The 26,408-nt window shown below is 59.5% G+C and carries 24 protein-coding genes; 8 read left to right on the forward strand and 16 right to left on the reverse strand.

What is annotated here, in order from left to right; all coding sequences use genetic code 11:
* Positions 1-162 precede the first annotated feature (162 nt).
* A complete protein-coding gene (locus tag AC07VR_RS21875) occupies positions 163-1,113 on the forward strand; it encodes a S66 peptidase family protein (protein ID WP_495012493.1) in 951 nt (316 codons plus the stop codon).
* 125 nt (positions 1,114-1,238) lie between these two features.
* Here AC07VR_RS21875 and AC07VR_RS21880 read toward each other — a convergent pair whose 3' ends face one another.
* The 5 genes from AC07VR_RS21880 to leuS form a co-directional block, all read right to left on the reverse strand.
* Complete coding sequence (locus tag AC07VR_RS21880; RefSeq protein WP_495012494.1) at positions 1,239-2,561, reverse strand: lytic murein transglycosylase; 1,323 nt, start codon at positions 2,559-2,561, stop codon at positions 1,239-1,241.
* 61 nt (positions 2,562-2,622) lie between these two features.
* Positions 2,623-2,784 carry an alternative ribosome rescue factor ArfA gene (gene arfA, locus AC07VR_RS21885; RefSeq protein WP_494995030.1) on the reverse strand — a complete coding sequence of 54 codons (162 nt, stop codon included), beginning with the start codon at positions 2,782-2,784 and terminating at the stop codon, positions 2,623-2,625.
* Positions 2,785-2,934: 150 nt separating this feature from the next.
* A complete protein-coding gene (holA, locus tag AC07VR_RS21890; protein ID WP_494995031.1) occupies positions 2,935-3,972 on the reverse strand; it encodes a DNA polymerase III subunit delta in 1,038 nt (345 codons plus the stop codon).
* Between the two features lie 39 nt (positions 3,973-4,011).
* Positions 4,012-4,617 carry an LPS-assembly lipoprotein LptE gene (locus AC07VR_RS21895; RefSeq protein ID WP_494995032.1) on the reverse strand — a complete coding sequence of 202 codons (606 nt, stop codon included), beginning with the start codon at positions 4,615-4,617 and terminating at the stop codon, positions 4,012-4,014.
* 90 nt (positions 4,618-4,707) lie between these two features.
* Complete coding sequence (leuS, locus tag AC07VR_RS21900; protein ID WP_495012495.1) at positions 4,708-7,314, reverse strand: leucine--tRNA ligase; 2,607 nt, start codon at positions 7,312-7,314, stop codon at positions 4,708-4,710.
* Positions 7,315-7,584: 270 nt separating this feature from the next.
* Here leuS and AC07VR_RS21905 point away from each other — a divergent pair, with 270 nt between their 5' ends.
* Positions 7,585-7,905, forward strand: a complete 321-nt coding sequence (locus AC07VR_RS21905) for a hypothetical protein (protein ID WP_494995034.1) — start codon at positions 7,585-7,587, stop codon at positions 7,903-7,905.
* Positions 7,906-8,034: 129 nt separating this feature from the next.
* Positions 8,035-8,796 (forward strand): YdcF family protein, encoded by a 762-nt coding sequence (locus tag AC07VR_RS21910; protein ID WP_495012496.1) that lies wholly within the window; start codon positions 8,035-8,037, stop codon positions 8,794-8,796.
* A 62-nt stretch (positions 8,797-8,858) separates the two neighbouring features.
* Here AC07VR_RS21910 and lnt read toward each other — a convergent pair whose 3' ends face one another.
* The 5 genes from lnt to miaB all read right to left on the reverse strand — a co-directional run bounded on the left by lnt (position 8,859) and on the right by miaB (position 14,298).
* Positions 8,859-10,382 (reverse strand): apolipoprotein N-acyltransferase, encoded by a 1,524-nt coding sequence (lnt, locus tag AC07VR_RS21915; protein ID WP_495012497.1) that lies wholly within the window; start codon positions 10,380-10,382, stop codon positions 8,859-8,861.
* Between the two features lie 8 nt (positions 10,383-10,390).
* A complete protein-coding gene (locus tag AC07VR_RS21920; RefSeq protein ID WP_494995037.1) occupies positions 10,391-11,230 on the reverse strand; it encodes a CorC family transporter in 840 nt (279 codons plus the stop codon).
* Between the two features lie 5 nt (positions 11,231-11,235).
* Entirely contained in the window at positions 11,236-11,730 is a 495-nt protein-coding gene (gene ybeY / locus AC07VR_RS21925) for an rRNA maturation RNase YbeY (protein ID WP_494995038.1), read from the reverse strand.
* Positions 11,723-12,742, reverse strand: coding sequence for a PhoH family protein (locus AC07VR_RS21930; protein ID WP_494995039.1), 1,020 nt, complete (start codon positions 12,740-12,742; stop codon positions 11,723-11,725). Before AC07VR_RS21930 ends, ybeY begins: the two co-directional genes overlap by 8 nt.
* A 227-nt stretch (positions 12,743-12,969) precedes the next feature.
* On the reverse strand, positions 12,970-14,298 hold the full coding sequence (miaB, locus tag AC07VR_RS21935) for a tRNA (N6-isopentenyl adenosine(37)-C2)-methylthiotransferase MiaB (protein ID WP_494995040.1): 1,329 nt from the start codon (positions 14,296-14,298) through the stop codon (positions 12,970-12,972).
* A gap of 133 nt (positions 14,299-14,431) precedes the next feature.
* Between miaB and AC07VR_RS21940 the strand changes: the two genes are divergently transcribed.
* Positions 14,432-14,758, forward strand: a complete 327-nt coding sequence (locus tag AC07VR_RS21940; RefSeq protein ID WP_419116665.1) for a DUF1820 family protein — start codon at positions 14,432-14,434, stop codon at positions 14,756-14,758.
* Positions 14,759-14,868: 110 nt separating this feature from the next.
* Here AC07VR_RS21940 and AC07VR_RS21945 read toward each other — a convergent pair whose 3' ends face one another.
* From AC07VR_RS21945 to AC07VR_RS21960, 4 genes are all read right to left on the reverse strand, one after another.
* On the reverse strand, positions 14,869-15,423 hold the full coding sequence (locus AC07VR_RS21945) for a tetratricopeptide repeat protein (protein ID WP_494995041.1): 555 nt from the start codon (positions 15,421-15,423) through the stop codon (positions 14,869-14,871).
* A 232-nt stretch (positions 15,424-15,655) separates the two neighbouring features.
* The gene (gene hemL / locus AC07VR_RS21950; protein ID WP_495012498.1) at positions 15,656-16,939 is read right to left on the reverse strand and encodes a glutamate-1-semialdehyde 2,1-aminomutase; all 1,284 of its coding nucleotides are present in this window, start codon (positions 16,937-16,939) and stop codon (positions 15,656-15,658) included.
* A 31-nt stretch (positions 16,940-16,970) separates the two neighbouring features.
* Positions 16,971-17,594 carry a thiamine phosphate synthase gene (gene thiE, locus AC07VR_RS21955; protein WP_495012499.1) on the reverse strand — a complete coding sequence of 208 codons (624 nt, stop codon included), beginning with the start codon at positions 17,592-17,594 and terminating at the stop codon, positions 16,971-16,973.
* Between the two features lie 17 nt (positions 17,595-17,611).
* Complete coding sequence (locus AC07VR_RS21960) at positions 17,612-18,409, reverse strand: hydroxymethylpyrimidine/phosphomethylpyrimidine kinase (protein ID WP_494995044.1); 798 nt, start codon at positions 18,407-18,409, stop codon at positions 17,612-17,614.
* Between the two features lie 452 nt (positions 18,410-18,861).
* On the opposite strand from AC07VR_RS21960, the gene AC07VR_RS21965 reads away from it, so the two are divergent.
* From AC07VR_RS21965 to AC07VR_RS21980, 4 genes are all read left to right on the forward strand, one after another.
* Positions 18,862-21,252, forward strand: coding sequence for a hybrid sensor histidine kinase/response regulator (locus AC07VR_RS21965; protein ID WP_495012500.1), 2,391 nt, complete (start codon positions 18,862-18,864; stop codon positions 21,250-21,252).
* 74 nt (positions 21,253-21,326) lie between these two features.
* Positions 21,327-22,976: an acyl-CoA dehydrogenase family protein gene (locus AC07VR_RS21970; protein ID WP_494995046.1), complete on the forward strand. Its 1,650-nt coding sequence runs from the start codon at positions 21,327-21,329 to the stop codon at positions 22,974-22,976.
* Positions 22,977-22,997: 21 nt separating this feature from the next.
* Positions 22,998-24,497 carry an AMP nucleosidase gene (gene amn / locus AC07VR_RS21975; protein ID WP_494995047.1) on the forward strand — a complete coding sequence of 500 codons (1,500 nt, stop codon included), beginning with the start codon at positions 22,998-23,000 and terminating at the stop codon, positions 24,495-24,497.
* 71 nt (positions 24,498-24,568) lie between these two features.
* Positions 24,569-25,210, forward strand: coding sequence for a pseudouridine synthase (locus AC07VR_RS21980; protein WP_495012501.1), 642 nt, complete (start codon positions 24,569-24,571; stop codon positions 25,208-25,210).
* Here the strand turns inward: AC07VR_RS21980 and AC07VR_RS21985 are convergent.
* Positions 25,205-25,414, reverse strand: coding sequence for a DUF2788 domain-containing protein (locus AC07VR_RS21985; protein ID WP_494995049.1), 210 nt, complete (start codon positions 25,412-25,414; stop codon positions 25,205-25,207). The genes AC07VR_RS21980 and AC07VR_RS21985 overlap by 6 nt on opposite strands.
* Before the next feature lie 232 nt (positions 25,415-25,646).
* Complete coding sequence (locus tag AC07VR_RS21990) at positions 25,647-26,126, reverse strand: Lrp/AsnC family transcriptional regulator (protein ID WP_040071220.1); 480 nt, start codon at positions 26,124-26,126, stop codon at positions 25,647-25,649.
* Positions 26,127-26,408: the final 282 nt, after the last annotated feature.

A 26,408-nucleotide genomic window follows, 5' to 3' on the forward strand; every position in this document is an offset into this window, starting at 1 on the left:
CGCAAGGCTTACGCGTTGCGGGCATTTTTGTTCCCGGGCACTGACCACGGTGATACGTCACATTCAGTCATTTCCCGCCTCTTGCGGGGCGGCTGACCCTCTTCTGTTTGTTCCCGTTCCTGACTACTGTGTGTTGAAACATTCACGCAGGGAGAATCACGGATGACCACTCGCTCGACCCCTATTGTTTGTGAGCACGCTCCGGTCCCGGCATTGCCTGCCGAGGGGTTGATCGGCGTTATTGCACCGGCAGGGCCGGCGGCACTGGATACCGAGAAGGCCCTTCAATGGATGCATGCACGGGGGTATTCGCTACGGATTTTCCCGGGCGTCCTGGAGACAGACGGCTACCTGGCGGGCAGCGACGACGTTCGCCTGAAGGATCTGCATGATGCTTTTGCCGACACGGCCATCGATGCCATTCTCTGTCTGCGCGGTGGTTATGGCAGCCCCCGGTTGCTGGACCGAATCGATTTCGAGCTGCTGCGATGCAACGCAAAGCCGTTTGTCGGCTACAGCGACATCACTGCGCTGCACCTGGCCATCAGTCGCTACGCAGGTTTCGTGACCTTCCATGGGGCGATGCTCAATGCCGATCTGCTGGGGGATAAACAGCAGCCCACTGAGTCATCGCTGTTCAACCTGCTCAGCGGGCAGCTGAAGGCCGGAAGCCTGTTGGCACACCCGGTGGCCTACCCCTTGACGACGATCGAGCCAGGTGTCGCTCATGGACGTTTGCTGGGCGGCAACCTGTCGATGATCGCTGCGTCCATGGGCACGCCCTATGAGATTGATGCCGAAGGCGTGATTCTGTTCATCGAGGACGTCAACGAACCGCTGTACCGCATCGACCGGTTGCTGACCCAGCTGCGCCTGGCCGGAACCCTTGGCAAGTTGCGTGGGGTGCTGGTGGGCGATGTGGCGGGGGTGGATGGCGAGGCGTTGGCGCGGTTGCTCAAGCAAACCTTTGAACCGTTGCGTATTCCGGTGTTGGCTGGCTGGTGCAGCGGCCATTGCGATCCCAACCTGACGCTGCCCATGGGCGCACTGGTCCGGCTGGATGCGGGGCGCAGGGAGCTGGTGCTGGAGCAGGATGTGGTAATCAAACCTTAAATTTTCGCTGTCTGGCAGGCCGCTATCGCGAGCAGGCCCGCACTCTTCAGCGAACACAGCGTTTGTGTGCGACCTGAATCCCGTGTGGGGGCTTGCTCGCGATGCGGTTGTAGCCATAAGGCTGACTAGCGGTTACGCAAACTTTCCAACAGCTTATGCGTCGGATAGCCATCAGCCGGCAATCCAAAAGATTGCTGTGCGGTGCGAATCGCCTTGCGGGTATTGGCGCCGATGATGCCGTCGGCATTGCCTGCATCGTAGCTGTTGGCGCTCAGCAGGTTTTGCAGCTCGATCCGCTCGGAGCGGCTCAATGGCAGGTCATCTTTCGGCCATTCGCCGCTGATCAGGCCGGCACCGTTAAAACGCTCGGACAGCAGGCTTACAGCCAAGGCATAAGACGACGAATTGTTGTACTTGAGAACGGCGCGGAAGTTGTCGAGGATCAGGAACGCCGGACCGCGATAACCCGCTGGCAGCAACAGGGCCGCGGACAGCTGTTCGGAACCGAGCGGTACCTTCACACCGCTGGGGAGTTTAAGCCCCAATTGCAGCCACTCGGCGACTGTCTTGCGGACCGAGCCATCGGCCAGTGCATAGTCGAAACCGGTCGCCATTTGTACTTCGAACCCCCACGGCTGACCTTTCTGCCAGCCGGAGCTTTGCAGGTAGTGAGCGGTCGAGGCCAGGGCGTCGGTCGGGCTGCCCCAGATATCGCGTCGACCATCACCGTCGAAGTCCACCGCGTGGGTGTTGTAGGTGGTCGGCATGAACTGGGTTTGCCCCATGGCGCCGGCCCAGGAGCCGAGCATCTTCTCGGGCTCGATATCACCCTGCTGGAGAATCTGCAGAGCTGCCAGCAATTGGCTGTGGGCAAACTCTGGCCGCCGGCCTTCGTAGGCCAGGGTCGCCAGTGAACGGATCACCGACTTGTCACCCTGGAAGCTGCCGAAGTTACTTTCCATACCCCAGACCGCTACCAGTGCCTGGCGATCAACGCCATAACGTTGCTCGATGCTTTGCAGGATCCCGGCATATTGGTTGAGCAGTGCCTGGCCCTTACGTACTCGCGAGGCAGACAGTGCGCCGTCGAGGTATTCCCAGACCGGACGAGCGAATTCCGGTTGGCTGCGGTCGGCGCGGATTACGCTCATGTCCGGCGTGATACCCGCGAAGGCCCGGTCGAAAAGGTCGGGGTTGATGCCAGCGGCCAAGGCGTCTTTGCGAAAGGCTGCCAGCCATTCGGCGAAAGTCTGCGCTGGCTGAATGTCCAGGTCCTCGCCAGTCTGGGCGATTGGAGGAGTAACGGCGGGAGCGGGGGCAGCAGGAGCGGTCTGAAGCGGTTGGGCGTCGGCGGCGGTCGGTTTTTCCGCGCAGGCGACTAACAGAACAAGGCTGGAGGCAGCAATCAATTGGCGTAAGTGCCAACGACGGGAAATACAAAAGGGCATGCACAGGTCCAGAGAATACGAATCAGGTGTCGACCTTATCACGCCAAGGGATTCTCTGCCTTCAAGCGGCCAGAAAGTAAGAAGCCTCCCAGCTTTTAGACTGGAAGGCTTCGCGGCGGTAGCTGCCTTTGCCCTTGCCGGCTCGTTCCTGACGGCTGCGGAACAGTGGCTGGGCGATGATGGATTTGGCCTTGTTGGGGCCATGCTTTGATGGCTTGCTCATGGTGAGATCTCTACTGTGGATGGCTTTTGCGGTGCAGATCATCGGACAGAGTCGAGATTCTGTCCAGCCCCTACAATGTGTAGGACCATTCGTCCGTTTCCGAGCGCGGACCGGCCCGTCGGGAGCAAGCTCCCTCGCCACTATGTCCGATCACTCGGCCGGCAATGCCAACCGCTGGCCGGCCATCAACAATGACAACCGACTCAGGCTCATCCACGGTGAGCCCGCAGCCTGACCTTTGATCTGCGCATCGATACGCTGGGCATCGAGCAGAAGTTGTCCCCAACGCTGGGCTGAGTGACGTTGCAGGGCTTTGCTCATCAGGGGCTTGCGTTTGTCCCAGACCGGTGGACGCGCCAAGCCGAAGGCTTTGTCCAGCGGCACCCCTTGGCTGTATTGCAGCGACAGGTTGGCCAGCAGGCGCAGCTCTCGGGCCAGGGCCCAGAGAATCACCGGCGGTTCGACGCCTTCGCCGCGCAGGCCTTCGAGCATGCGCAAGGCGTGGGCGGCTTCACCGTTGAGAATCGCATCCACCAGCCCGAAGACATCGAAGCGTGCACTGTCGGCAACCGCGGCTTGCACCGTATCGACGGTGATCTGACCACCTTCGGCCATCAGTTTGAGCTTTTCAATTTCCTGCGCGGCGGCCAGCAGGTTGCCTTCCACTCGCGCGGCAATCAGTTCGACAGCGTCCTGGCTGGCGGAAAGACCGGCCTGAGACAAGCGTTGACGAATCCATTGTGGCAGCTGGCTGGCATCCACCGGCCAGATCTGCACGAACTGGGTTTGCTGACCTTCGATCAGCGCTTTGCCCCACTTGGTTTTCTGCGCACTGGCGTCGAGCTTGGGCAGACTGATCAGCAGCAGGGTGTCTTCGGCAGGGCGCGAGCAGTATTCAATGAACGCAGCAGCGCCTTTGTCACCGGGCTTGCCAGAAGGCAGACGCAGTTCCAATAAGCGCTTTTCGGCGAAGAGCGACATGCTGGCGCCCGCTTGCAGCAGCGTGCCCCAATCGAAGCTGGCATCGGCGCTGAACACCTGGCGCTCATCGAAGCCTTGCTGGCGGGCAGCAGAACGGATGGCATCGGCGGCTTCCTGGCACAGCAACGGGTCATCGCCACTGATAATGTACACAGGCGCAAGGTTGCCTTGCAGATGTTTGGCGAGCTGGGCGGGGGCAAGCTTCATAAGAAGAGGCGAACGGGGCGCTGGAGCGCCCCGTAAGGCTTATTGGTTCTGCAATTGCAGAGGCGATTGGCGAGGCGTTTCCGCTTCAGCCTTTTGTGCCGCTTTCAGTGCTTCGGCGTCAGCCTTGGCTCTGGCATCCGCGGTTTGCTGCAGTTTATCCAGTTGTTCCGGGCTCAGCTGTTGCAGACGCAGCACCATGCGCTGTACGAGGTCACGACGCATTTCCTGACGTGTTTCGGCCGCTTCCTGGTCGGAACCTACCAGGTTGTTACCGTCGTGGAGGAAGACTTTCTGCACTTGCAACTTATCACTGAGTAACGACAGATTATCGTGACCCTGAATATCGTAGTACAGCACGGAGGTCAGCTCGTATTCGGCCGAGCGGCCTGCACCGGCATAGCTGAGGGCGCGCTGGGATTCCTGTTCATCAGTCAGCGTCAGCTTGTACGGCGCGCCGGCGTAGACTTTGACGCCGCTGTTCTGAAGTACCTGACGCAGTTGCGTGACGGTCTCACCGTAGGCGTTGCGGGCATTCAAGTCGAGTTCTTTGATAGCGAGCTCGGTGGTGCCGGTGCCGCGCAGCTGGAAGCCGCAGGCGCTCAGCAGTACCGCGAGGCCCATAACCAGCAGATTGCGTTTGATCATCTTGGTGCTCCCCTTCAAACCATGTGGGTCGACTGTGCGGCCCTGGAGGATTTGTTCGGCGCCAGGTCAGCGACCTGGCGCCTGATCCAATTAGCTAGCGACGATATTGACCAGTTTGCCGGGCACTACGATCACTTTACGAATAGTCAGGCCTTCGGTGAAACGCAGCACGTTTTCATTGGTCCGCGCAGCGGCTTCAACTTCTTCGCGGCTGGCGCTGGCAGGCATTTCGATCTGACCGCGCAGCTTGCCGTTGACCTGAATCACCAGTTGCAGGCTGTCCTGCACCAGCGCGCTGTCATCCAGAACCGGCCAGCCGGCGTCGATCACTGGATCGGCGTGACCCAGTCGATGCCACAGTTCATGGCTGATGTGCGGCGTGATGGGCGCCAGCAACAGGGCAACGGTTTCCAGGCCTTCGTGAATCAGCGCGCGATCCTGATCGGTGCCTTGCGGGGCTTTTTCCAGCACGTTCATCAGCGTCATCACCTGAGCGATGGCGGTGTTGAATTTGTGGTACTGGCCGACGTCCTGGCTGGCCTGTTTGATTGCCAGGTGGATAGCCCGACGAATGACTTTTTGTTCGTCGTTCAGCGTACCGAGATCCAGTGCGCCCGGCAGGCCTTGGCCAACGTGGGTCTGCGCCAGGCGCCAGACACGCTTGAGGAAACGGTGCGAGCCCTCGACGCCGGAGTCGGACCACTCCAGGCTCATGTCGGGCGGCGAGGCGAACATCATGAACAGGCGGCAGGTGTCGGCGCCGTACTGGTCGATCATCGACTGCGGGTCAACGCCGTTGTTTTTCGACTTGGCCATCTTCTCGGTGCCGCCGATTTCGACGGGCAGGCCGTCGCTGATCAGCTTGGCACCAATGATCTTGGCCTTGCTGTCGCGCTCGAGTTCAACGTCCGCCGGGTTGTACCAGGTGAAGCTGCCATTGGCTTCGCGACGGTAGTAAGTCTCGGCGATCACCATGCCCTGGGTCAGCAGGTTCTTGAATGGCTCGTTGGAGCTGACCAGGCCTTCGTCGCGCATCAGTTTGTGGAAGAAGCGCGCGTAGAGCAGATGAAGAATGGCGTGTTCGATGCCGCCGATGTATTGATCGACCGGCAGCCAGTGGTTGGCAGCAGCCGGGTCGACCAAACCACCTTCGTAATGCGGCGAGGCGTAACGGGCGTAGTACCAGGACGACTCGACGAAGGTGTCCATGGTGTCGGTTTCACGCTTGGCCGGTTTGCCGCATTTCGGGCAGCTGCATTCATAGAACTCGGGCATGCGCGCCAAAGGCGAACCGGCGCCGTCGGGTACGACGTCTTCGGGCAGCACGACAGGCAGCTGGTCTTCCGGCACCGGCACGTCACCGCAGGTATCGCAGTGGATGATCGGGATCGGGCAGCCCCAGTAACGCTGACGGCTGATGCCCCAGTCGCGCAGACGGAACTGGGTGCGCGAGGCGCCGAGGTTTTTCTTGATCAGGGCAACTTCCATGGCGTCGAACGCGCCAGCGAAGTCCAGGCCGTCGAATTCACCGGAATTGATCAGCGTGCCGTATTCGCCGTAGGCGTCTTGCCATGGGGCCGGGTTCTCGTCGCCTGCGCTGGTGCGCACCACGGATTTGATCGGCAGACCGTACTTGGTGGCGAATTCGAAGTCACGCTCATCGTGAGCCGGCACAGCCATAACCGCGCCATCGCCGTAGTGCATCAGCACGTAGTTGGCGACCCAGACCGGCAGCTTTTCGCCGGTCAACGGGTGCTCGACGAACAGCGAGGTCGGCAGGCCTTTTTTCTCCTGGGTGGCAACGTCGGCTTCGGCCACGCTGCCGCCTTTGCATTCAGCAATGAACGCTTGCAGTTCAGGGTTGTTCTGCGCCGCCAGGGTCGCCAGGTGGTGCTCGGCTGCCACGGCAACGTAGGTCGCGCCCATCAGGGTGTCCGGACGGGTGGTGAAGACTTTCAGTGTGCCGGTTTCGCCGATCGAGTCGACGTTGTATGGGAACTGCACTTCCATGCCGCGGGATTTGCCGATCCAGTTGCGCTGCATGGTTTTGACTTGCTCAGGCCAGCCTGGCAAATCGTCGAGACTCTCCAGCAACTCATCCGCGTAGGCGGTGATCTTGAAGTAGTACATCGGGATTTCGCGCTTCTCGATCAGCGCGCCGGAACGCCAGCCGCGACCATCGATCACCTGTTCGTTGGCCAGAACGGTCTGGTCTACCGGGTCCCAGTTGACGGTGCCGTTCTTGCGATAGATCACGCCTTTTTCGAACAGGCGAGTGAACAGCCATTGTTCCCAGCGATAGTAATCAGGTTTGCAGGTGGTGACTTCGCGCGACCAGTCGACCGCCAGGCCCAGGCTTCGCAGCTGGGTCTTCATGTAGGCGATGTTTTCGTAAGTCCACTTGGCCGGTGCGACGTTGTTTTTCATCGCGGCGTTTTCTGCCGGCATGCCGAAGGCATCCCAACCCATGGGTTGCAGGACGTTTTTGCCTTGCATGCGCTGATAGCGGGAGATCACGTCGCCGATGGTGTAGTTGCGCACATGCCCCATGTGTAGCTTGCCGCTGGGGTAAGGGAACATCGACAGGCAGTAGAACGTCTCCTTGCCTGGCTGTTCACTGACTTCAAAGGACTTTTGCTCGTCCCAGAACGACTGGGCGGCGGCTTCGATTTCACGGGGCTGATATTGTTCGTGCATGGCTACTTTTGAACTGAATAGGGGTGGCCTAATCCTCTTCAATGCGACGCTGGGCGGTGACGACGCCAAATGTGGCGTTTTCGGTGCCCAGTCGAGCTGGAAGTGGAGTTACAGGAAGCGCCGTAGCATACATGACCGCGCTCTACCGAGGGAAACCCTGATTGCACCCGGCAGGGCCTCAGGGGCCGTTGGTCGCGGCAACAGGCCGGTTTTCTCAGTGGGACTAAGCTCTTAAAGGGGAGTGAGTCTTATGTTCAATGAGGTGAACGGATGGTTGAGTCGCAGCGAAAAGAAACAAAACCCGAGTTGTACGAACGGCTGATTGATCGTCTTGGTCTGGCCCTGGATGCGGCAAGAACGGCAGGCCAGTTGCGCGATGAACGTCCTGTCGAGTTGGAGCTGCGTGGTTTGAGTCGCGCTGAGTTTGAGTTGATCAAGGCCTATCTGGACCGCAGCATACGTGAGGCACATTCAAACGTGTTGGAAGCCGTAAAACATAAAGAAGTACCACATACGGCCAAAATCATCTGGTTGAGAGGCAAAGCACCTGTTGGGGACGCGGCAAAGCTCCGGTCCCAGCTGTTCAAATAAGAGTCTGCAGCCCCGCTCAAGTGCATTGCATGACGTCACACGTTCAGGCTTTTCGATTGAAATGCCTACAGAACCTGTTGTTGCTTTGCTTCAACCCACTTAGGCTTCGGGCATCTTTGGAGATGCTCGATGCCTTTTCGTTATTTCGTCAAACAACTTTTTTTGCCGCCCGGCATTTTTTTGCTGTTGCTTCTGGCTGCCTGGTGGTTCCGTCGCTCCCGACCCCGCTTGGCAGGCGCTTTTTTTGCGCTGGGGGTTGGTGGTTTCTGGTTGATGAGTTTGCCGGTTGTCGTGGAATGGAGTGCCCGGGCGCTTGAACGCGATCCGCCACTGGCCCGTAGCGAATGGGCGACGCTGGCCGAGCGCGCGGATGCGATTGTGGTCTTGGGCTCGGGCCGGGAACGGGGCGATCCGGCGTGGGGCTCTGACCAGCCTACCGGCGTGGGGCTGGAGCGCGAGCGTTATGCGGCCCGCCTGGCCAAGGCCTCGGGTTTGCCGGTGTTGACCAGTGGCGGCTTGCATTACGGAACACCGCCCACTGAGGCGGCAATGATGGCCGAGTCCATGCAGGATGATTTTGGTGTGGCGGTCAGTTGGCAGGAAGGGCGCAGTCGCACGACCTGGGAGAACGCTCAGTTCAGCGCTGAGGTGCTTGTGCCGCAGGGTATCAAACGGGTGGTTGTGGTGACCCAGGCCTGGCATATGCCGCGTTCAGTGTGGAGTTTCGAGCGGGCAGGTTTCACCGTCGTGGCTGCACCGGTGGGCTTTTTGGGTGTTGATAATGCCCAGCCGTTCGGAGGCTGGATGCCCGAGTTCAAGTCGATTTGGCAAAGTGGCCTGTTGCTGAATGAGGCCGTAGGGCAGATCGGTTATTCGTTGTTCTACCGCTGAAAGTCAAAAGATCGTCCGAAGGCGTTCGGACGATCTTTTTGCGGGCACCCGGATCCTGGGTGTTAAACCGTCTTGGCAATCCGGCTGGCCAGTAGCGCCCAACCGAACAGCAGCATGCACAGAATGATCAGCGGCCACGAACGCCATTGCAGGTAAGGTGTCAGGTTGTGCATTGGCACCACTTCGCCGTAGAGGATGCCGCGTTCGAATTGCGGGATCTGCACGGTGATCTTGCCAAATGGGTCGATCAAACCAGTGACGCCGTTGTTGGTGGCGCGAATCATCCAGCGTCCGGCTTCCAGGGCGCGCATCTGTGCCATCTGCAAGTGTTGCAGCGGGCCGATGGAGGTGCCGAACCAGGTGTCGTTGCTGATGGTCAGCAGCAGGTCGCTGCGGGCCGAAAGGCTGGCTGCGAATTCCGGGTAGACCACTTCGTAGCAGATGAATGGTGCAATCTGATAGCCCTTGGCTTGCAGCAACGGCTGATCAGCCGGACCACGGGCGAAATCCGACATTGGCAGGTCGAAGAACGCAATCAGGCCTCGCAGCACTTCTTGCAGTGGTACGTACTCACCAAACGGCACCAGTTTCTGCTTGAGGTAAGTACCGTCGCCTTCGCCTACCACGGTGATGCCATTGAAGTAGCGTTTTTCGTGGCGCACTTGCTGGCGGATCGGCACACCGGTAATCAGTGTCGAGTTACGTTCGGCGGCGAAGCTGCCCATCATGTTCAGGTAGCCCTCGGCAGACTCCTTGAGCACCGGGACCGCGGTTTCCGGCCAGATTAGCAGGTCGACGCGTTTGGAGCTCAAGCTCATGTCGCGGTACAGCGCCAGCTGCTTGTTGAGCTGCGCCGGGTCCCACTTCATGCTTTGTTCGATGTTGCCTTGAATCGCCGCGACGCTCAGCGGGTTGCCCGAAGGGCTGGTCCAGGCGTGGCCCTTGAGCGACAGGCTGATGACCCATGGTGCGGCCAGCAACAGCAGGCCTGCGACGATAAACCCTTTGCGTCCGGCCTTGATCAGGCGTGGCAGGTTGTACACAAGCGCGGCGGTCAGCGCCAGGCTGAAGGAAATCAGCCACATGCCTCCCAATGGTGCGAGCCCGGCCAGCGGGCCATTGAGTTGGCTGTAGCCGGAATAAAGCCACGGGAAACCGGTCAGAAACCAGCCACGGAACGCTTCCTGGGCCAGCCACAACGCGGCAAAGGCCAAGGCATCGGCCAGCGGCGCTTCGTTACGGCGCAGCCAGCGCGCCCAGAGCCAGGCGGGCAGGGCGAAGAACCAGGCAATCGCAGCGGTGAAAGCCAGCATCAGCAACCCGGCCAGCAGCACCGAAGCGCCGCCAAAGTTGTGAATGCTGTAGTAGATCCAACTGGTGCCGGCGCCAAACAGGCCAAAGCCGAAACACCAGCCACGCCCCAGCGCCTGACGGGGCGTCAGTTCACGCAAGCCGGCATAGAAAAAACCGGCAGCCAGTAATGCCAGTGGCCAGATATCGAACGGCGCCAACGCCAGGGTGGTGAGTGCACCGGCCGCCACGGCCAGCAGGTTACCGGGCCAGCCGGGGCGGGTGATCCAACGCATTTCAGTCCTTAACGGGCAATAGGAGTCAGGCGCAGCAGGTGAATCCGGCGGCTGTCGGCATTCAGAATGCGGAAGCGATAGGCGCCAATTTCGGTAATTTCATTGCGTTTAGGCAGATGCCCGAACGCGCTCATCACCAGGCCGCCGACGGTGTCGAATTCATCGTCGGAGAATTCACTGTCGAAGAACTCGTTGAAGTTCTCGATCGGGGTCAGCGCCTTGATCAGGAAGTCACCGCTGGGCAGCGGCTTGATGTAGCTGTCTTCCTCGACGTCGTGCTCGTCTTCGATATCGCCGACGATCTGTTCCAGCACGTCTTCAATGGTCACCAGGCCAGCCACGCCGCCGTATTCGTCGATGACGATGGCCATGTGATTATGATTGGCGCGGAATTCGCGCAGCAGCACGTTCAGGCGCTTGGACTCGGGGACGAAGGTCGCCGGACGCAGCAAATCCTTGACGTTGAAGCTGTCGCCGTTTTCCTGAAGGATCAGCGGCAGCAGATCCTTGGCCAGCAGGACGCCCATGACGTCGTCGTGGCTTTCACCAATCACCGGGTAGCGCGAGTGCGCGGAATCGATGACTGCCGGGAGGAATTCGCGGGGTGTATGGGCCGCCTTGATGCTGATCATCTGCGAGCGCGGAACCATGATGTCCCGTACTTGCAGGTCAGCGACCTGGATGGCACCTTCCACGATGGCCAGCGCTTCGCTGTCCAGCAACTTGTTCTGATGGGCTTCGCGCAACAGCTCCAGCAGCTCCTGACGGTTTTTCGGTTCGTGGGCAAAAGCCTGGGTCAGTTTGCCCAGCCAGGACTTTTGCCCGCTGCTCGATCGGTCTTCGCTCATAGCGATTACTCTAAATCCTTGGTTATTACAGTTGGAGGTTCGCAGGTTTCGTCATCTGCATACGGGTCAGGATGACCCAGTTCAGCAAGCAACGTTCGTTCCAGTGCTTCCATTTCTTCGGCTTCATCGTCATCGATGTGGTCGTAACCCAGCAGATGCAAGCAGCCGTGAATGACCAGGTGTGCCCAATGGGCGTTGAGTGCCTTGCCTTGTTCGGCTGCCTCGCGGACGACCACGGGCACGCAGATCACCAGATCGCCGAGCAGCGGGATGTCCAGCAGCTCGTCCGGCACATCGGCAGGGAAGGACAGTACGTTGGTGGCGTAATCCTTTTGCCGCCAGGTGTGGTTCAACTCACGGCCTTCTGGCTCGTCGACCAGGCGGATGGTCAGCTCGGAGTCGGCGGTGCGTTGTCGCAGGGCCAGCCCGCACCATTGGCGGAACTCGGCTTCGCTGGGGGCAGGGGCATCGGTTGCCAGTTGCAGATCAAGCTCAAGCATCGCGGCGACTGTCCTTCGCAGAGGAAAATTTGACCGGCTCGCCTTCAGCGCGATGCTCGAAACGCTCGTAGGCTTCGACGATGCGTTGCACCAGCGGATGGCGCACGACATCTTTGGAGGTGAAGTGGGTAAAGCTGATACCCGGCACATCCTTGAGCACATCGATCACGTGGGTCAGACCCGAGCGCGTGCCTTTGGGCAAGTCGATCTGGGTGATGTCGCCAGTGATGACCGCGGTGGAGCCGAAGCCGATCCGCGTCAGGAACATCTTCATCTGCTCGACGGTGGTGTTCTGGCTTTCGTCAAGAATGATGAAGCTGTTGTTCAGCGTTCGTCCGCGCATATAGGCCAGCGGCGCGATCTCGATCACTTGACGCTCGATCAGCTTGGCGACGTGTTCGAAACCCAGCATTTCGTACAGCGCGTCATACAGCGGACGCAGATACGGGTCGATTTTCTGTGCCAGATCGCCGGGCAGGAAGCCGAGTTTTTCGCCGGCCTCGACCGCTGGACGCACCAGCAGGATGCGGCGTACTTGCTCGCGCTCCAAAGCGTCGACCGCGCAGGCCACCGCCAGATAGGTCTTGCCGGTACCGGCCGGGCCGATGCCGAAGTTGATGTCGTTGCCGAGAATTTCCTTTACATAGCGCTGCTGATTCGGGCCGCGAGGGCGAATCATGCCTTTTTTGGTGCGCAATGCGACGGCGGGTTCGGCGGCCGGAAAGCTGTCCAGCTCTTCCACCGCAGATTCCTGCAGGAACAGGTGAACCATGTCCGGCGACAGCTCGGTACCCTTGGTTTCCCGGTACAGACGGCGCAGGAGGTTTTCCGCGGAGGTGGTGTGTTTGGGTTCGCCGATCAATTCGAACTGGTTTCCGCGGTTGCGGATCTCGATGGTCAGGCGCTGTTCGATCAGGCGCAAATGCTCGTCGAATTGCCCGCACAGATTGGCGAAGCGGCGAGCCTCAAAAGGCTCGAGGATGAAACGATGCGGTGCTATGGGTGCGTTCAAGGTCGTTTTTAGCCGCCCTAAGGCAATTGATATGGAATCAAGGATAACGCCAGTGGCCTGGGTGCGAAAGCTCTTAAATGGATGAGCGCGTCCTCAAGAACAACGCAGTTACAATGTGGGAGCGGGCTTGCTCGCGATAGCGGTGTATCAGGCAACATCAATGTTGAATGAAAGTCCATTATCGCGAGCAAGCCCGCTCCCACATTCGATCTCCAGTGTCTTGACGATTACCGCAGCAGCGAACCACGCAGCGAGTGCGGTTGCGCGGCATCGATACGCACGTCAGCGAACTGGCCGATCAACGTGGGATTGTCGCAGCGGAAGTTGACGATACGATTATTCTCGGTGCGCCCCTGCAGTTCGCCCGGGTCTTTCTTCGAATAATCGGTCACCAGAATGCGCTGGGTGGAGCCAACCATTTGTCGGCTGATCTCGAAGCCTTGCTGGTTGAGACGATGTTGCAGGGCGTTCAGGCGCTCTTTTTTCAGCTCTTCCGGAGTCTCGTCGGCCAGATCCGCGGCCGGGGTGCCCGGGCGTTGGCTGTAGACGAACGAGTAGGAAAAGTCGAAACCGACGTCTTCGATCAGCTTCATGGTCTGTTCGAAGTCTTTTTCGGTCTCGCCGGGGAAGCCGACGATGAAGTCCGAACTGATGCAGATACCCGGCACGGCGGCCCGCAGCTTGCGCAGTTTGGACTTGTATTCCAGTGCCGTGTGGTTGCGCTTCATCGCCGCCAAAATGCGATCCGAGCCTGATTGCACCGGCAAATGCAGATGTTTGACCAGCTCCGGGACTTCGGCATGGGCCTGGATCAGGCTGTCGGAGAACTCCAGCGGGTGCGAAGTGGTGTAGCGAATACGTTCGATACCATCGACGGCGGCGACCACGCGGATCAGTTCGGCCAGGTCCGCCAGACGACCGTCATGAGTCTGGCCGCGATAGCCGTTGACGTTTTGCCCAAGCAAGGTGACTTCACGTACGCCGTTTTCGGCCAGGTGAATGATTTCGGCAAGCACATCGTCGAATGGCCGGCTGACTTCTTCGCCGCGGGTATAAGGCACTACGCAGAACGTGCAGTACTTGCTGCAGCCTTCCATGACCGAGACGTAGGCGCTCGGGCCGTCGATACGCGGTTCTGGCAGATGATCGAATTTTTCAATTTCCGGGAATGAAACGTCAACTTGCGGCAGCTTGGTGATGCGCGCGGCGTCGATCATTTCCGGTAGGCGGTGCAGGGTCTGCGGGCCGAAGACCACGTCGACATAGGGTGCGCGGTCGCGGATTGCCGCGCCTTCCTGGCTGGCCACGCAACCGCCGACGGCGATGACCATGTCCGGGTTGGCCAGTTTCAACTCGCGCCAGCGGCCGAGCTGGGAATACACCCGGTCCTGGGCGCGTTCGCGGATCGAACAGGTGTTGAGCAGGATGACGTCCGCGTCTTCGGCGCGTGCGGTGACTTCCAGGGCCTGATGTTCACCCAGCAGATCGACCATGCGCGAGCTGTCGTACTCGTTCATTTGGCAACCGTGGGTTTCGATGTAAAGCTTCTTGGCCATGGGAGTTCATCAAGTGATTCAAAGAACCGCGCATTATAGTGGTCACGACCCGAGGTTCCTAGCGTTGTGCATCGGGTGGCTATGCTATAGTTTGCGCCCTCTTTTATATCCCCCGATTTGTTACCCGCCCACCATGACCAAACGTGAAGCTCCAATCTACAAGGTGATTTTCCTCAACCAGGGCCAAGTGTTCGAAATGTACGCCAAGCAGATCTATCAAAGTGATCTGTGGGGCTTCCTGGAAGTGGAAGAGTTCGTCTTTGGCGAGCGCACACAGCTGGTCGTCGACCCGGGCGAAGAGAAGCTCAAGGCGCAGTTCGAAGGCGTGGTGCGCAGTTTTGTGCCAATGCATTCGATCGTGCGCATCGACGAAGTCGAGCGTCTGGGCACGCCGAAGATCACTGAAGCGCGCGGTATGAGCAATGTCATGCCGTTTCCGATGCCGATGCCGGAGAAGTAACACCCGAGACCGAGTCGCAGCCAATCGCGGGCAAGCCTTGCTCCTACGGATCACATACAACCGTAGGAGCGAGGCTTGCCCGCGATAGCGTCAGAAAGGCGATGCAGAGCTTAAGGCAGTGGCGAAAACGGTGAGCGCCCATCGGCGCTTTGCAGTTCCAGCAGGTATTTGCGGAAAATCTGCCCGAGCACCTGCGTCGCGACTTCCAGCTCGTCACGCTGCATGTGTTGAGCGACTTCGTCGGCAGTGTCCAGAGCATCCTCGGCGCCATTGACCGCCGCCATCTTCAGTACGATATACGCCTGAATGTTATTGGCCGGAACGCCTTCTCCGTGGAAAAACATGGTGCCGAGTTTGAATTGCGCCTGGGCATGGCCTTGCAGAGAGGCTTTTTCGAAGTAGCTCAGGGCTTGATTGAGGTCACGCGGCGCATTTTTGCCCTCGTAATAGAATTCACCCAACTCGTATTGTGCTTGCGCATCCCCGGCATCCGACGCTTTCTTGCAGGCGGCAAGCGCCTCTGACTGGTCTTGTGGCTGAGTATTGAGGGTGCAGCGACCCATCGCTGGGATCAACAACGAGTTGCCGCCTGCTTGTGCTTGCGCGAGCAGGGGCTGAAGGAGCAACAGGCAGCCCAATGCAAGGGCGCGGCCGGTGCGGTTCATGGGAATCGACTTACCTCTGAGGGGCGCGCGGACCCATCGAGGGATCCAATAAGCGCGCATTATGAAATAAGCAGGGCCAACCTTACAAAGTCTTTACTCGTTTTTCTGCTGCGCGGCCCGATATCGTCCGGTTTGTAGGAAATTTCGTGCCTTGAAGGGCGGAAAAGAGACGTAAAGACCTGGGAAAAATCCGGACGCCGCGCAAGCAGCGTCAGATTGGTCATTGGTCGGCTTATTTCAAAGCAGCAAATGCACGCTCAGCAGCATCCAGAGTCAGTTTCAGCTCGGCATCGCCATGGGCTATCGAAGTGAAACCGGCCTCAAAGGCACTCGGTGCCAGGTAAACGCCGCCTTCGAGCATCAGGTGGAAGAAGCGTTTGAACAGGCCGGCGTCGCTGGACATGACGTCGTCGAAGGTCACGATGTCGTCAGCACCGCTGAAGTACAGCCCGAACATGCCGCCGGCCTGAGTGGTCACGAACGGAATACCGGCTGCGTCGGCGCGCTGTTGCAGGCCATCGAGCAGGCGAGTGGTGTAGTCGCTCAACTCTGCGTGGAAGCCTGGACGGCTGATCAGGCGCAGGGTGGTCAGGCCCGCAGCCATGGCCAGGGGGTTGCCGGACAGAGTACCGGCCTGGTAGACCGGACCCAACGGGGCAATGTGCGACATGATTTCGCGTTTGCCGCCGAAGCAGCCCACCGGCATGCCGCCGCCAATGATTTTTCCGAAAGTGCTCAGGTCCGGGGTCACACCATAGTGCGCCTGGGCGCCACCGAGGGCGACGCGGAAGCCGGTCATCACTTCGTCGAAAATCAGCACCACGCCATGTTTGTCGCAGAGCGTGCGCAGGCCTTCGAGGAAGCCCGGCGCCGGTGGTACGCAGTTCATGTTGCCAGCCACTGGCTCGACAATGATGCACGCCACTTCCTGACCGACTTCACTGAGCATTTGCTCGACTGCGCCGATGTCGTTGAACGGCAGGGTCAGGGTATGTTTGGCGAACGCGGCGGGTACGCCGGCAGAGCTTGGAACGCCTTGGGTCAGTGCGCCGGAACCGGCTTTGACCAGCAGACTGTCAGAGTGGCCGTGGTAGCAGCCTTCGAACTTGATGATGCTGTCGCGGCCAGTGAAACCACGGGCCAGACGGATCGCGCTCATGGTCGCTTCAGTGCCGGAGCTGACCATGCGGACCATCTCCATCGATGGCACGATGGAGCAGACCAGATCGGCCATCCGGGTTTCCATCTCCGTCGGGGCACCATAGGACAGGCCGTGTTCGAGCTGCTTGCGCACTGCATCGAGCACCTCCGGGTGGCTGTGGCCAAGGATCATCGGGCCCCAGGAACCCACGTAGTCGACATAGCGTTTGTCATCCTCGTCCGTCACATAGGCGCCTTCGGCGTGCTTGAAGAACAACGGCGTGCCGCCGACGCTCTTGAATGCACGAACGGGCGAGTTTACGCCGCCGGGAATGTGTTTCTGGGCATTGGCAAACAGGGTTTCGGAACGAGACATGATCGGGCTCTCTGAATCAGGATTCGGCTATTTAGATATGAAGCAGGGCTTTGAAGGCACGGGCGCGACGCGTCACTTCCTGGGTGTTCTCTGCGCCGAACAGGCCGTGGACCACGGCCAGCAGATCAGCGCCGTGGGCCACTAATGGGGCGGCGTTTTCCAGGGTGATGCCGCCAATCACGCAAATCGGCAGGTGCAATTTGGTCCGGGCCTGGTCAAGCAACTCAAGGGTTGCCGCCGGCGCGCCGGGCTTGGTGTTGGAGTTGAAGAAGCGACCGAAGGCGACATAGCTGGCGCCTTCTTTGGCGGCTTGTTCGGCGAGTTCGAGCTGACTGTGGCAGGTGGAACCGATGATCGCCGTGCGCCCGAGCAGTGCCCGGGCCGGTGTCAGCGGGCCGTCGGTCTGACCCAGGTGTACGCCGACGCCAAGGCGCGCAGCCAGTTCGGCATCGTCATTGATGATCAACTGGGCGTTGTATCGCTCGCACAAGGTGCGCAGGGTTTCGGCTTCGCGCAGCCGACGGGCTTCGTCGCTGCTCTTGTCGCGGTACTGCAGCAGCGTGACGCCGCCATCCAGCGCCGCTTCCACATAGGGCAGAAATTTGCCGGCCAGCAGTTGGCTGTCGGTAATGGCGTACAGGCCACGTAGTTTCATCGAGCAAGCCTCATGCGTTACGAGCAAAAGTCCAGCGGCAGACGGCGCGGGACGAACTGGCCTTTGCCAAGCTGTTCGGCATCACGCAGGGTGCGCCAAGTGTAATTCAGAGCGGATTGCACGGCACTGGCGAGGTTTTCGCCCAAGGCCAGGCGACCGGCCAAGGCGCTGGCCAAGGTGCAGCCCGAGCCGTGATAACTGCCCGGCAAGCGCTGACAGGTATAGGTTTGACGACTGCCATCGCGGCTGTAAAGGCGATTATGCACTTCATGTTCATCGCCATGGCCGCCGGTGATCAGCAGGTGTTCGCAGTAGGCCAGGAGTTTCTCTGCGCACTCGTCAGGAGAGCCTTGCGGCAGTTCAGCGAGGATGCGGGCTTCGGGAAGGTTAGGTGTCGCGATAGTCGCCAACGGCAACAGTCGTTCGCGCATGGCGTAGCCGACTTCATCTTTACCCAGACGACCGCCGCCACCGGCACGCAATACCGGGTCACAGACCAGCGGCAGATGCGGGTGCGCCTGGAGTAGTTCGACCACGGTGTCGACCATCTGCAGCGAGCCGAGCATGCCCAGCTTGACCGCTGCGACGGTCGAATCGTTGAGCACGGCATTGGCTTGAGCCAACACCCACTCGCGATCCAGGACGCGGAAATCGCTGACGTTGACCGTGTCTTGCACGGTCAGGGCGGTAACGGCGGGAGCCGCATGACAACCCTGAGCGAGCAGGGCTTCGATATCTGCCTGCAAGCCGGCGCCACCACTTGGGTCGTGGCCGGAGAGACAGAGGACAACGGGGCGAGAGCTATAGATATTCATGGTGCGCGAGCTTACCACCAAACGCTTTTTTCCGGGGCAGTGGCCGGCCCTATAAAGATGGCGGGCGAATGCAAAACCGTAGGAGCAGCCGGTCGACGCTCGATTGCTCGCGATGGACTTGAAGCTGACGCATTTCGTCAGGAAGCACGCGTAATCGTTAACGACCATCGCGAGCAATCGAGCGTCGACCGGCTGCTCCTGCAAAGGCATGTAGCGACAGTTGCTTACACGGGCCTTATCACAACCTGCTCAGACAAACAGCTCTAGATCAACTGATTTCACTGAGAGGCCCGTTCTAGAGCCTTTAAACTAAAGTTTTTAATGGTGTTCAATGGCCATCAACGGCTATGCTAGAGTGGATCCAAACCAATAACAGGTAATGCCGGTTTTACGTCTACTCAAAGGGAATGGGGGGCTTCCTGACACAACCGGACAGGCCACGCTGGGGCTTTATGCGCTATTTGCTGATGTTGCTGTTGAGCTTGCCGATGCTGGCTTGCGCGACCGAGTTTGATGAGTTCACTCAAAGCCTCCCTTTGGGCCGGGTGATGCAGGTGTTCGAAGACGTGGGCGGCGAGGCCAGTATTGACGATGTCAGTTCGCAGGCGCTGGCCGGCAGCTTCAAAACTCACGATAAAGCCACCCTCAATGCCGGTTACTCTCACTCGGCATTCTGGCTGAAAATTGATTTGCATTACCGCCCGAACAACCCTGCCGCTCAGCGCAACTGGTTGTTGGAATTGGCCTATCCGCCCCTTGATCACCTCGACTTGTACCTCCCCGATGCTGCAGGCCGCTATCAATTGGTCCAGCGTACGGGCGACGCCTTGCCGTTTTCCAGCCGGCAGATCCGCCAGAATAACTATCTGTTTGACCTGGATTTCGCGCCGGATCAGCACAAAATCGTGTATCTGCGCCTGCAAAGCCAAGGCTCGATCCAGGCTCCGCTGACCCTTTGGTCGAGTACCGCCTTTGTGGAAGAGCAACCGGTGCGTCTGTATGTACTGGGCCTGATCTATGGCGTACTGCTGGGCATGCTGGTCTACAACCTGTTCATCTACCTCGCTGTACGTGACACCAGCTATCTCTACTACATCCTCTATATCGCTTCGTTCGGTTTGTACCAACTGTCGGTGAATGGTGCCGCGGTCGAGTATTTCTGGCCGAACAACCCTTGGTGGGCCAACGCCTCGACACCTTTCTTCATCGGTGCTGCGGGTTTGTTCGGCAGTCAGTTTGCCCGCAGCTTTTTGCAGATGGCCCGCCACAGCCGCTGGCTCGATCGGCTGCTATTGCTGCTGATCGCGTGCAGCGCGGTGGTGATTGCACTGTCGTTGATGACCAGCTATGCCCTGGCCTTGCGTTTGGCGACGGCGTTGGCGTTGGCCTTTACCGTGACGATCTTCGCAGCAGGGATTTTTGCCTGGTGGCGCGGTCTGCGAGTGGCGCGGTATTTCATCATCGCCTGGTCGGCGTTTCTGTTTGGTGGCGTGATCAACACGCTGATGGTGTTGGGTTATCTGCCTAACGTGTTCTTGACCATGTATGCCAGTCAGATCGGTTCGGCAATTGAAGTGGCATTGCTGTCGCTGGCGCTGGCCGATCGTATCAATTCGATGCGCGAACAGCAGGCCCAGACTTTGTTCGATGCCGGTCAGAAACTCGAAGTGTTGAACCAGGCGTTGGCCCACAGCAACCGGCTCAAGGATGAGTTTCTTGCGACCCTGACCCATGAGTTGCGCACGCCAATGAACGGGGTGATCGGTTCATTGGAACTCATGCAGACCATGGATATGGAACCGGAGCTGGAGCAATACCAACAGACTGCCGCCAGCTCGGCGCGGGACATGATGCGCATGGTCAATGGCATCCTGACCCTGACGGAGTTGCAGGCCGGCAGGCTCAAGGTGCAAACGGAAGATTTCAGCCTGCGTGGCGTGCTCGACAGGCTGCGAATGCAGTTCGCCGCCAATGCCATGAGCAAGGCGCTGGATATTGAGTTCGAGGTGGCGACGGGTCTGCCAGACCGCCTGCAAGGTGACAACACAAAGCTGATTCAATGCCTGGAGTGCTTGTTGGACAACGCCATCAAGTTCACCCGCGTGGGTGGGGTGGTGTTGCGGGTGACCGGAAAGTCGGCGGACGAGGGGCGGATGGCGCTGTCCTTCGCAGTGATCGACACTGGTATCGGGTTCACCGATCTGGATGAAGCCACCCTGTATCAGCGATTCTTCCAGCTCGACGGTTCGATGACCCGCGAGTACGGCGGGTTGGGAGTCGGTCTGGCAATTTGCCGGCAGTTGATCGAACTGTTGGGCGGGCGTTTGACCCATCAATCGGAGCCTGGACGCGGCAGTCGTTTCCAGTTGGACGTCGAGTTCGATGTTCGCAGCGTGCAGCCGTCCCCGGCTGAGCAAACCTTCAAAGGGCGTGCGCCGATTGTTCGTCGTGTGCCTCAGGAGTGCACAGTGTTGTTGGTCGATGACAACAGCATCAATCAATTGGTGGTGCGCGGCATGCTGCTCAAGTTGGGTTATCGAGTGCGCACGGCGGACAGTGGTCGGGCGATGCTGGAGCTGTTGCGGCGAGAATCCTTTGATGCGGTGTTGCTCGATTGTCAGCTGCCGCAGCTTGATGGCATCTCGATCTGCGGCCAATTGCGCGCTCTGCCAGGTAGCGCAGAGCTGCCGGTGCTGGTGGTGGCCCAGAGTGCCGAACGTGAGCATTGCCAGGCGGCCGGGATGACGGATTATTTGAGCAAACCGGTGAAATTCGAGGAGCTACAGGCGGTTTTGTATCGCCGGGTGCTGTGTCCTGGGTATGGTGAAAGCGCCGATATTTAGGCGCATATGCCACTTTGTTCGGGCGGGGGGCGGTGATTAACTGGAGTTCTGGTCCACCCCCAAGGAGCCCCGTCATGAACCTGCATCAGTTCGCCGAAACCCACGAGGTCACCAATCAGCCGCCACCGCTGGATGGCACTAACCTCTATCGTATCGACCTGCCGCTACAGGAGTGGGCGCGGCGATTTGGCGCTGGCTGGGCCGAAGCACGGATTGATGGCTATGGCGCGCTGGCCGGTGGGCCGTTGATGGCGGCGGGTTTTCTGGCCAATCAGAACAAACCCGTGTTCTCGAGTCATGACCGTTATGGCCATCGCATCGACCTGGTGGAGTTTCACCCGGCCTACCATGAACTGATGCGTACGGCAGTCGAACATGGCCTGACTTCATTGCCCTGGACCGATCCGCAGTCCGGTGCACACGTGGCCCGAGCGGCCATGAGCTACCTGCACAGCCAGGCCGAGGCCGGCAGCGGTTGCCCGCTGACCATGACCTTCGCCTCTGTGCCGGCGCTGCGACTGCAACCGGACATCGCCGAGCAATGGTTACCGAAAATTCTTGCCACCGAATACGACCCACGCAACGTCGGTATCGCCCATAAGGCCGGCGCCACCATCGGCATGGCCATGACCGAAAAGCAGGGCGGCACCGATGTGCGGGCCAATACCACCAAGGCTTATCCGGTAGGGGCTGCAGGTCCGGGCCAAGCCTATGAGCTGGTCGGACACAAATGGTTCTGTTCCGCGCCGATGTGCGATGCGTTCCTGACCCTGGCCCAGACCGATAAGGGCTTGACCTGTTTCCTGCTGCCGCGCCACCGTCCGGATGACACCCGCAACCAGTTCTATATCCAGCGCCTGAAAAACAAACTCGGCAATTGCTCCAACGCCTCCAGCGAAGTGGAGTTTCGTGGTGCTCTGGCCTGGATGGTCGGTGAGGAAGGGCGCGGTGTGCCGACCATCATCGAGATGGTTGCCATGACCCGTTTCGATTGCATGGTCGGTTCCAGCGCGCTGATGCGTCAGGCGCTGACTCAGGCCGCTCATCATTGTGCGCATCGAATGGTCGGCGGCCGTTTGCTTAGCGAACAACCCTTGATGCAAAACGTACTGGCCGATCTGGCGCTGGAAAGTGAAGCCGCATTGGCCTTGAGCATGCGCATGGGCCGCGCTCTGGATCATCTCGACGACTCACAGGAAGCCAGGTTCGCCCGGCTGGTGACGGCGGTGGGCAAATACTGGATCTGCAAACGTGCACCGGCCATGATCAATGAAGCCGCTGAGTGCATGGGCGGTGCCGGTTACGTCGAAGACAGCATCCTGCCGCGTCTGTACCGTGAGGCGCCGGTGAACTCGACGTGGGAAGGCTCCGGTAACGTGCAATGCCTTGACGTGCTGCGGGCTTTGTCGAAAGAGTCGGGCGTGCTCGACGCACTCTTTGCCGAATTGGGCGATGGTCATGGCGACAAGCGCCTGGCCGGGCATATCGCCCATCTGAAAGCCGCATTTCAGGACTTCAGCGACATTCAATACCGCGCTCGGCAGCTGACAGAAGACATAGCGCTGGGCTTGCAAGCCAAGCTATTGCTGGAAGCGGGCAATGCCAGTGTCAGCGATGCTTTCATTGCCAGCCGCCTGGGTACCGCCGGTCGAGTCTATGGCACGTTGCCGCGAGGCCTGGATGTGCAAGCGATTGTCGCGCGTTCTACACCTCAGGGCTTCTGATCGCGCTGACTTGCAGGCAAGATGAAGGCCTGCAAGTCAGAACACAGGATGCTTATCGTGACCGAAGCCTTTATTGTCGTTCAAACCGCCGAGCAGGCCGTGGATCGGCTTGCCGCTCTGCACGAGCGTGCCACCACCGCACTGAGCCAGGCCCTCAAACGCTATCTGAAGGATCGGGTCGAGCCCGATGCCGAGCAGCGCGCCTTGTTTCGTTACCCCGAATTGCGCTTGACCTACCTCTGCCAGGGCGAAGTCCCGCAGACCACTCGGGCTTACGCCAAAGTCCAGTTGCCAGGCACCTACAGCGTGACCGTGACCCACCCGGCAGCTTTTCGTAACTATCTGCTGGAGCAACTGGTGCCGCTGATGCACGACTTCACCGTGACGGTGGAAGTGGGTGTCAGCGAGCAGAACATTCCTTATCCGTACGTGGTTGAGCAGGGCGATGAGCTCGGCGGTTCCGGTGTCACCGCTGCGGCGCTGGCGCGGGTGTTCCCGAGTACCGATTTGTCGGCCGCCAGCGACGGTATCGCCGATGGCCTGTACGATTGGGAAAACACCGATCCGCTGCCGTTGGCGTTGTTCGACGCGGCGCGGGTCGACTTCTCGCTTCGTCGTTTGGTGCACTACACCGGCAGTGACTGGCGGCATGTCCAGCCGTGGATCTTGCTGACCAACTACCACCGTTACGTCGACCAGTTCATTCTTCACGGCCTGGAGCAATTGCGCACTGATCCGCGCTTCGTGCGCATGGTGTTGCCGGGTAACGTCATCATCGAAAAAAGCATGGATCACGGCGAAGCCTCGGCGATTGCCGCTGGAGTGGTCTGGCATCGCTACCAAATGCCGGCCTATCACCTGCAAGCCAGTGACGGTCATGGCGTGACCCTGGTGAATATCGGTGTCGGCCCATCCAACGCGAAAAACATTACCGACCATTTGGCCGTGCTGCGTCCGCACTGCTGGCTGATGATTGGCCACTGCGGCGGCTTGCGTCAGTCGCAGACCATTGGCGACTACGTGCTGGCTCACGCCTATATGCGTCGCGACGGGATTCTTGACCGGGTCGTGCCGCCGAATATTCCAATCCCGGCCCTGGCCGAGGTGCAGTTGGCGCTTCAGCAAGCAGCAGCCAACATCACCGGCGAGAAGGGCGAGGATCTGAAAAAACGCCTGCGTACTGGCACTGTGTTGACCTATGACGACCGTAACTGGGAACTGCGTTGGGCTCAGGAGCGCCCGCTGATCAACCTGTCGCGAGCCGTGGCGGTGGACATGGAAAGCGGCACCATCGCTGCCCAGGGTTATCGCCTGCGAGTGCCTTACGGCACCTTGCTGTGTGTTTCGGACAAGCCGTTGCACAGCGAAATCAAACTGCCGGGTTCGGCCAACGCGTTCTACGAACGTGCGGTCAGCCAGCATTTGAAGATCGGCATTGCTGCGGTGGATCTGCTGCGCACCGAGCTCAATTCGCTGCACTCACGCAAGCTGCGTAGTTTCGACGAACCGCCGTTCCGCTGATCGTTGCGATGGTCATTTGACGGTCAGGGCACTAGCATTGCCAGTCCTGACCGTTAGATGTTCTTTTTGCCATGTCTCGTCCAACTCGTCCCGCTTCCCGCCGCCCTGGTGCGAATAACTTGCAATCCTCCCTGGCACCACGCCGTGTCGCCAAAGCGCCGCCGGCCGAGCCGAAGCTGATTGTGTTCAATAAACCGTTCGACGTGCTGACCCAGTTCAGCGACGGCGAAGGGCGGGCGACGCTCAAGGATTTTATCGACATTCCCGGTATTTACCCGGCGGGTCGACTCGACCGTGACAGCGAAGGCTTGCTGCTGCTGACCAACGACGGCCAGCTACAGGCACGGATATCTGACCCAAAACACAAGTTGGCCAAGACGTATTGGGTTCAGGTGGAGGGGGAGCCAAACGCTGAGCAATTGCAGCGTTTGCGCGACGGCGTCGAGTTGAATGACGGCATGACTTTGCCCGCCGAGGCGCGGCAACTTGAAGAGCCGCAGCTGTGGCCGCGCAATCCGCCGGTGCGGTTCCGCAAAAGCGTGCCAACCAGTTGGCTGGAACTGGTGATTCGCGAAGGGCGCAATCGACAGGTGCGACGCATGACGGCCGCGGTGGGTCTGCCGACGCTGCGTCTGGTGCGCGTGCGAATCGGCGACTGGACGATTGAAGGGCTTGATCAGGGTCAGTGGCGGGAAGTGCCTGCCAGCCTATGAGGAGCCATTCTCGATATAAGCGATGACAACGCTTTTGATGATGAACGCGAGAATGCCCAGGCCCAGTACAAAGAACAGAATAAAAGTACCGAACTTGCCTGCCTTGGATTTTTTCGCCAGATCCCAGACGATGAAGCCCATGAAAATGATCAGGATGGTCACCAGACCGGTCATCATCCACTCTTCGAATACTGCAGGATCCATCGAAACTCTCCAGCGCAGGCAGGGCAAAAAAGGCCAGGAGAGTATACGCCAAGGGTGATTGCCGGTGCATTGACCTGTGTCGGCTGTAGCAGCTGCCGGCAGGCTGCGTTCGGCTTCGCAGCAGTCGTGAAAGGCCATACCGCGTTATCCAGCAACGATCGAGTTGTCTGGATTGCGACTGCTTCGCAGCCGAACGTAGGCTACGCCAACTGCTACGGGTCTTCTTCTGCGTTCAGCTGCGAAGGTGAGTCAACGGCAACTCGGTGCTGTTGAGCACCTGATTCAGCACAAAACTCGACCTCACGCTGGTCACGCCTTCGATGCGGGTCAGGTGGCCGAGCAGCAGCTTCTGATAGTGATCCATGTCCGGCACCACCACTTTGAGCTGATAGTCGGCGTCCATTCCGGTCACCAGGCTGCATTCGAGCACTTGTGGCAGACTGCGAATCGCCGCTTCGAAGTTCTCGAAGCGCTCAGGCGTGTGGCGGTCCATGCCGATCAGTACGTAAGCAGTCAGGCTCAACCCAAGCATCTTGCGATCGAGCAAGGCGACCTGGCGCGAAATATAACCGTCGTCTTCCAGCTGCTTGACCCGTCGTGAGCAGGGCGACGGTGACAGGCCGATGCGTTCGGCGAGCTCCTGATTGGAGATGCGGGCGTCACGCTGCAATTCCGCCAAAATGCTCAGGTCGTATCGGTCTAGTTTGCTCATGGATCAGGCCTTTGTCGTAACTATTGCGGCTAATTATCTATCCTTAGTTAAAAATTGCGCAAGCCATGTTTATTTGAGCAATCTTCGCAATCCTCTGCCGGCGCCTTGAGCCTATTCTTATTACCAGAATCACTGCCCGGACAAACAGTCCAGTGCGGCTCGCCGAATCAGGCCAGCTGCGGTCGCCAATCCCACAGGGTTGAGTCGGCCCCCGGGCTACACACTGTCCAGAAGACGGAGTGAGGTGAGCCGGCGTCATAAGCGTCGAGCACGGACGAAGTT

Source organism: Pseudomonas sp. GW821-FHT02H09 (assembly GCF_059421425.1).

Coding starts and splice junctions, on each gene's coding strand:
- AC07VR_RS21965 (WP_495012500.1), top strand. CDS start 18,862: ATGCGCTATTTGCTGATGTTGCTGTTGAGCTTGCCGATGCTGGCTTGC.
- lnt (WP_495012497.1), bottom strand. CDS start 10,382: ATGCGTTGGATCACCCGCCCCGGCTGGCCCGGTAACCTGCTGGCCGTG.
- thiE (WP_495012499.1), bottom strand. CDS start 17,594: ATGAAACTACGTGGCCTGTACGCCATTACCGACAGCCAACTGCTGGCC.
- arfA (WP_494995030.1), bottom strand. CDS start 2,784: ATGAGCAAGCCATCAAAGCATGGCCCCAACAAGGCCAAATCCATCATC.
- AC07VR_RS21910 (WP_495012496.1), top strand. CDS start 8,035: ATGCCTTTTCGTTATTTCGTCAAACAACTTTTTTTGCCGCCCGGCATT.
- AC07VR_RS21980 (WP_495012501.1), top strand. CDS start 24,569: ATGTCTCGTCCAACTCGTCCCGCTTCCCGCCGCCCTGGTGCGAATAAC.
- AC07VR_RS21990 (WP_040071220.1), bottom strand. CDS start 26,126: ATGAGCAAACTAGACCGATACGACCTGAGCATTTTGGCGGAATTGCAG.
- AC07VR_RS21880 (WP_495012494.1), bottom strand. CDS start 2,561: ATGCCCTTTTGTATTTCCCGTCGTTGGCACTTACGCCAATTGATTGCT.
- AC07VR_RS21895 (WP_494995032.1), bottom strand. CDS start 4,617: ATGATCAAACGCAATCTGCTGGTTATGGGCCTCGCGGTACTGCTGAGC.
- hemL (WP_495012498.1), bottom strand. CDS start 16,939: ATGTCTCGTTCCGAAACCCTGTTTGCCAATGCCCAGAAACACATTCCC.
- AC07VR_RS21985 (WP_494995049.1), bottom strand. CDS start 25,414: ATGGATCCTGCAGTATTCGAAGAGTGGATGATGACCGGTCTGGTGACC.
- AC07VR_RS21875 (WP_495012493.1), top strand. CDS start 163: ATGACCACTCGCTCGACCCCTATTGTTTGTGAGCACGCTCCGGTCCCG.
- AC07VR_RS21905 (WP_494995034.1), top strand. CDS start 7,585: ATGGTTGAGTCGCAGCGAAAAGAAACAAAACCCGAGTTGTACGAACGG.
- AC07VR_RS21970 (WP_494995046.1), top strand. CDS start 21,327: ATGAACCTGCATCAGTTCGCCGAAACCCACGAGGTCACCAATCAGCCG.
- leuS (WP_495012495.1), bottom strand. CDS start 7,314: ATGCACGAACAATATCAGCCCCGTGAAATCGAAGCCGCCGCCCAGTCG.
- AC07VR_RS21940 (WP_419116665.1), top strand. CDS start 14,432: ATGACCAAACGTGAAGCTCCAATCTACAAGGTGATTTTCCTCAACCAG.
- ybeY (WP_494995038.1), bottom strand. CDS start 11,730: ATGCTTGAGCTTGATCTGCAACTGGCAACCGATGCCCCTGCCCCCAGC.
- amn (WP_494995047.1), top strand. CDS start 22,998: ATGAAGGCCTGCAAGTCAGAACACAGGATGCTTATCGTGACCGAAGCC.
- AC07VR_RS21960 (WP_494995044.1), bottom strand. CDS start 18,409: ATGAATATCTATAGCTCTCGCCCCGTTGTCCTCTGTCTCTCCGGCCAC.
- AC07VR_RS21945 (WP_494995041.1), bottom strand. CDS start 15,423: ATGAACCGCACCGGCCGCGCCCTTGCATTGGGCTGCCTGTTGCTCCTT.
- AC07VR_RS21920 (WP_494995037.1), bottom strand. CDS start 11,230: ATGAGCGAAGACCGATCGAGCAGCGGGCAAAAGTCCTGGCTGGGCAAA.
- miaB (WP_494995040.1), bottom strand. CDS start 14,298: ATGGCCAAGAAGCTTTACATCGAAACCCACGGTTGCCAAATGAACGAG.
- holA (WP_494995031.1), bottom strand. CDS start 3,972: ATGAAGCTTGCCCCCGCCCAGCTCGCCAAACATCTGCAAGGCAACCTT.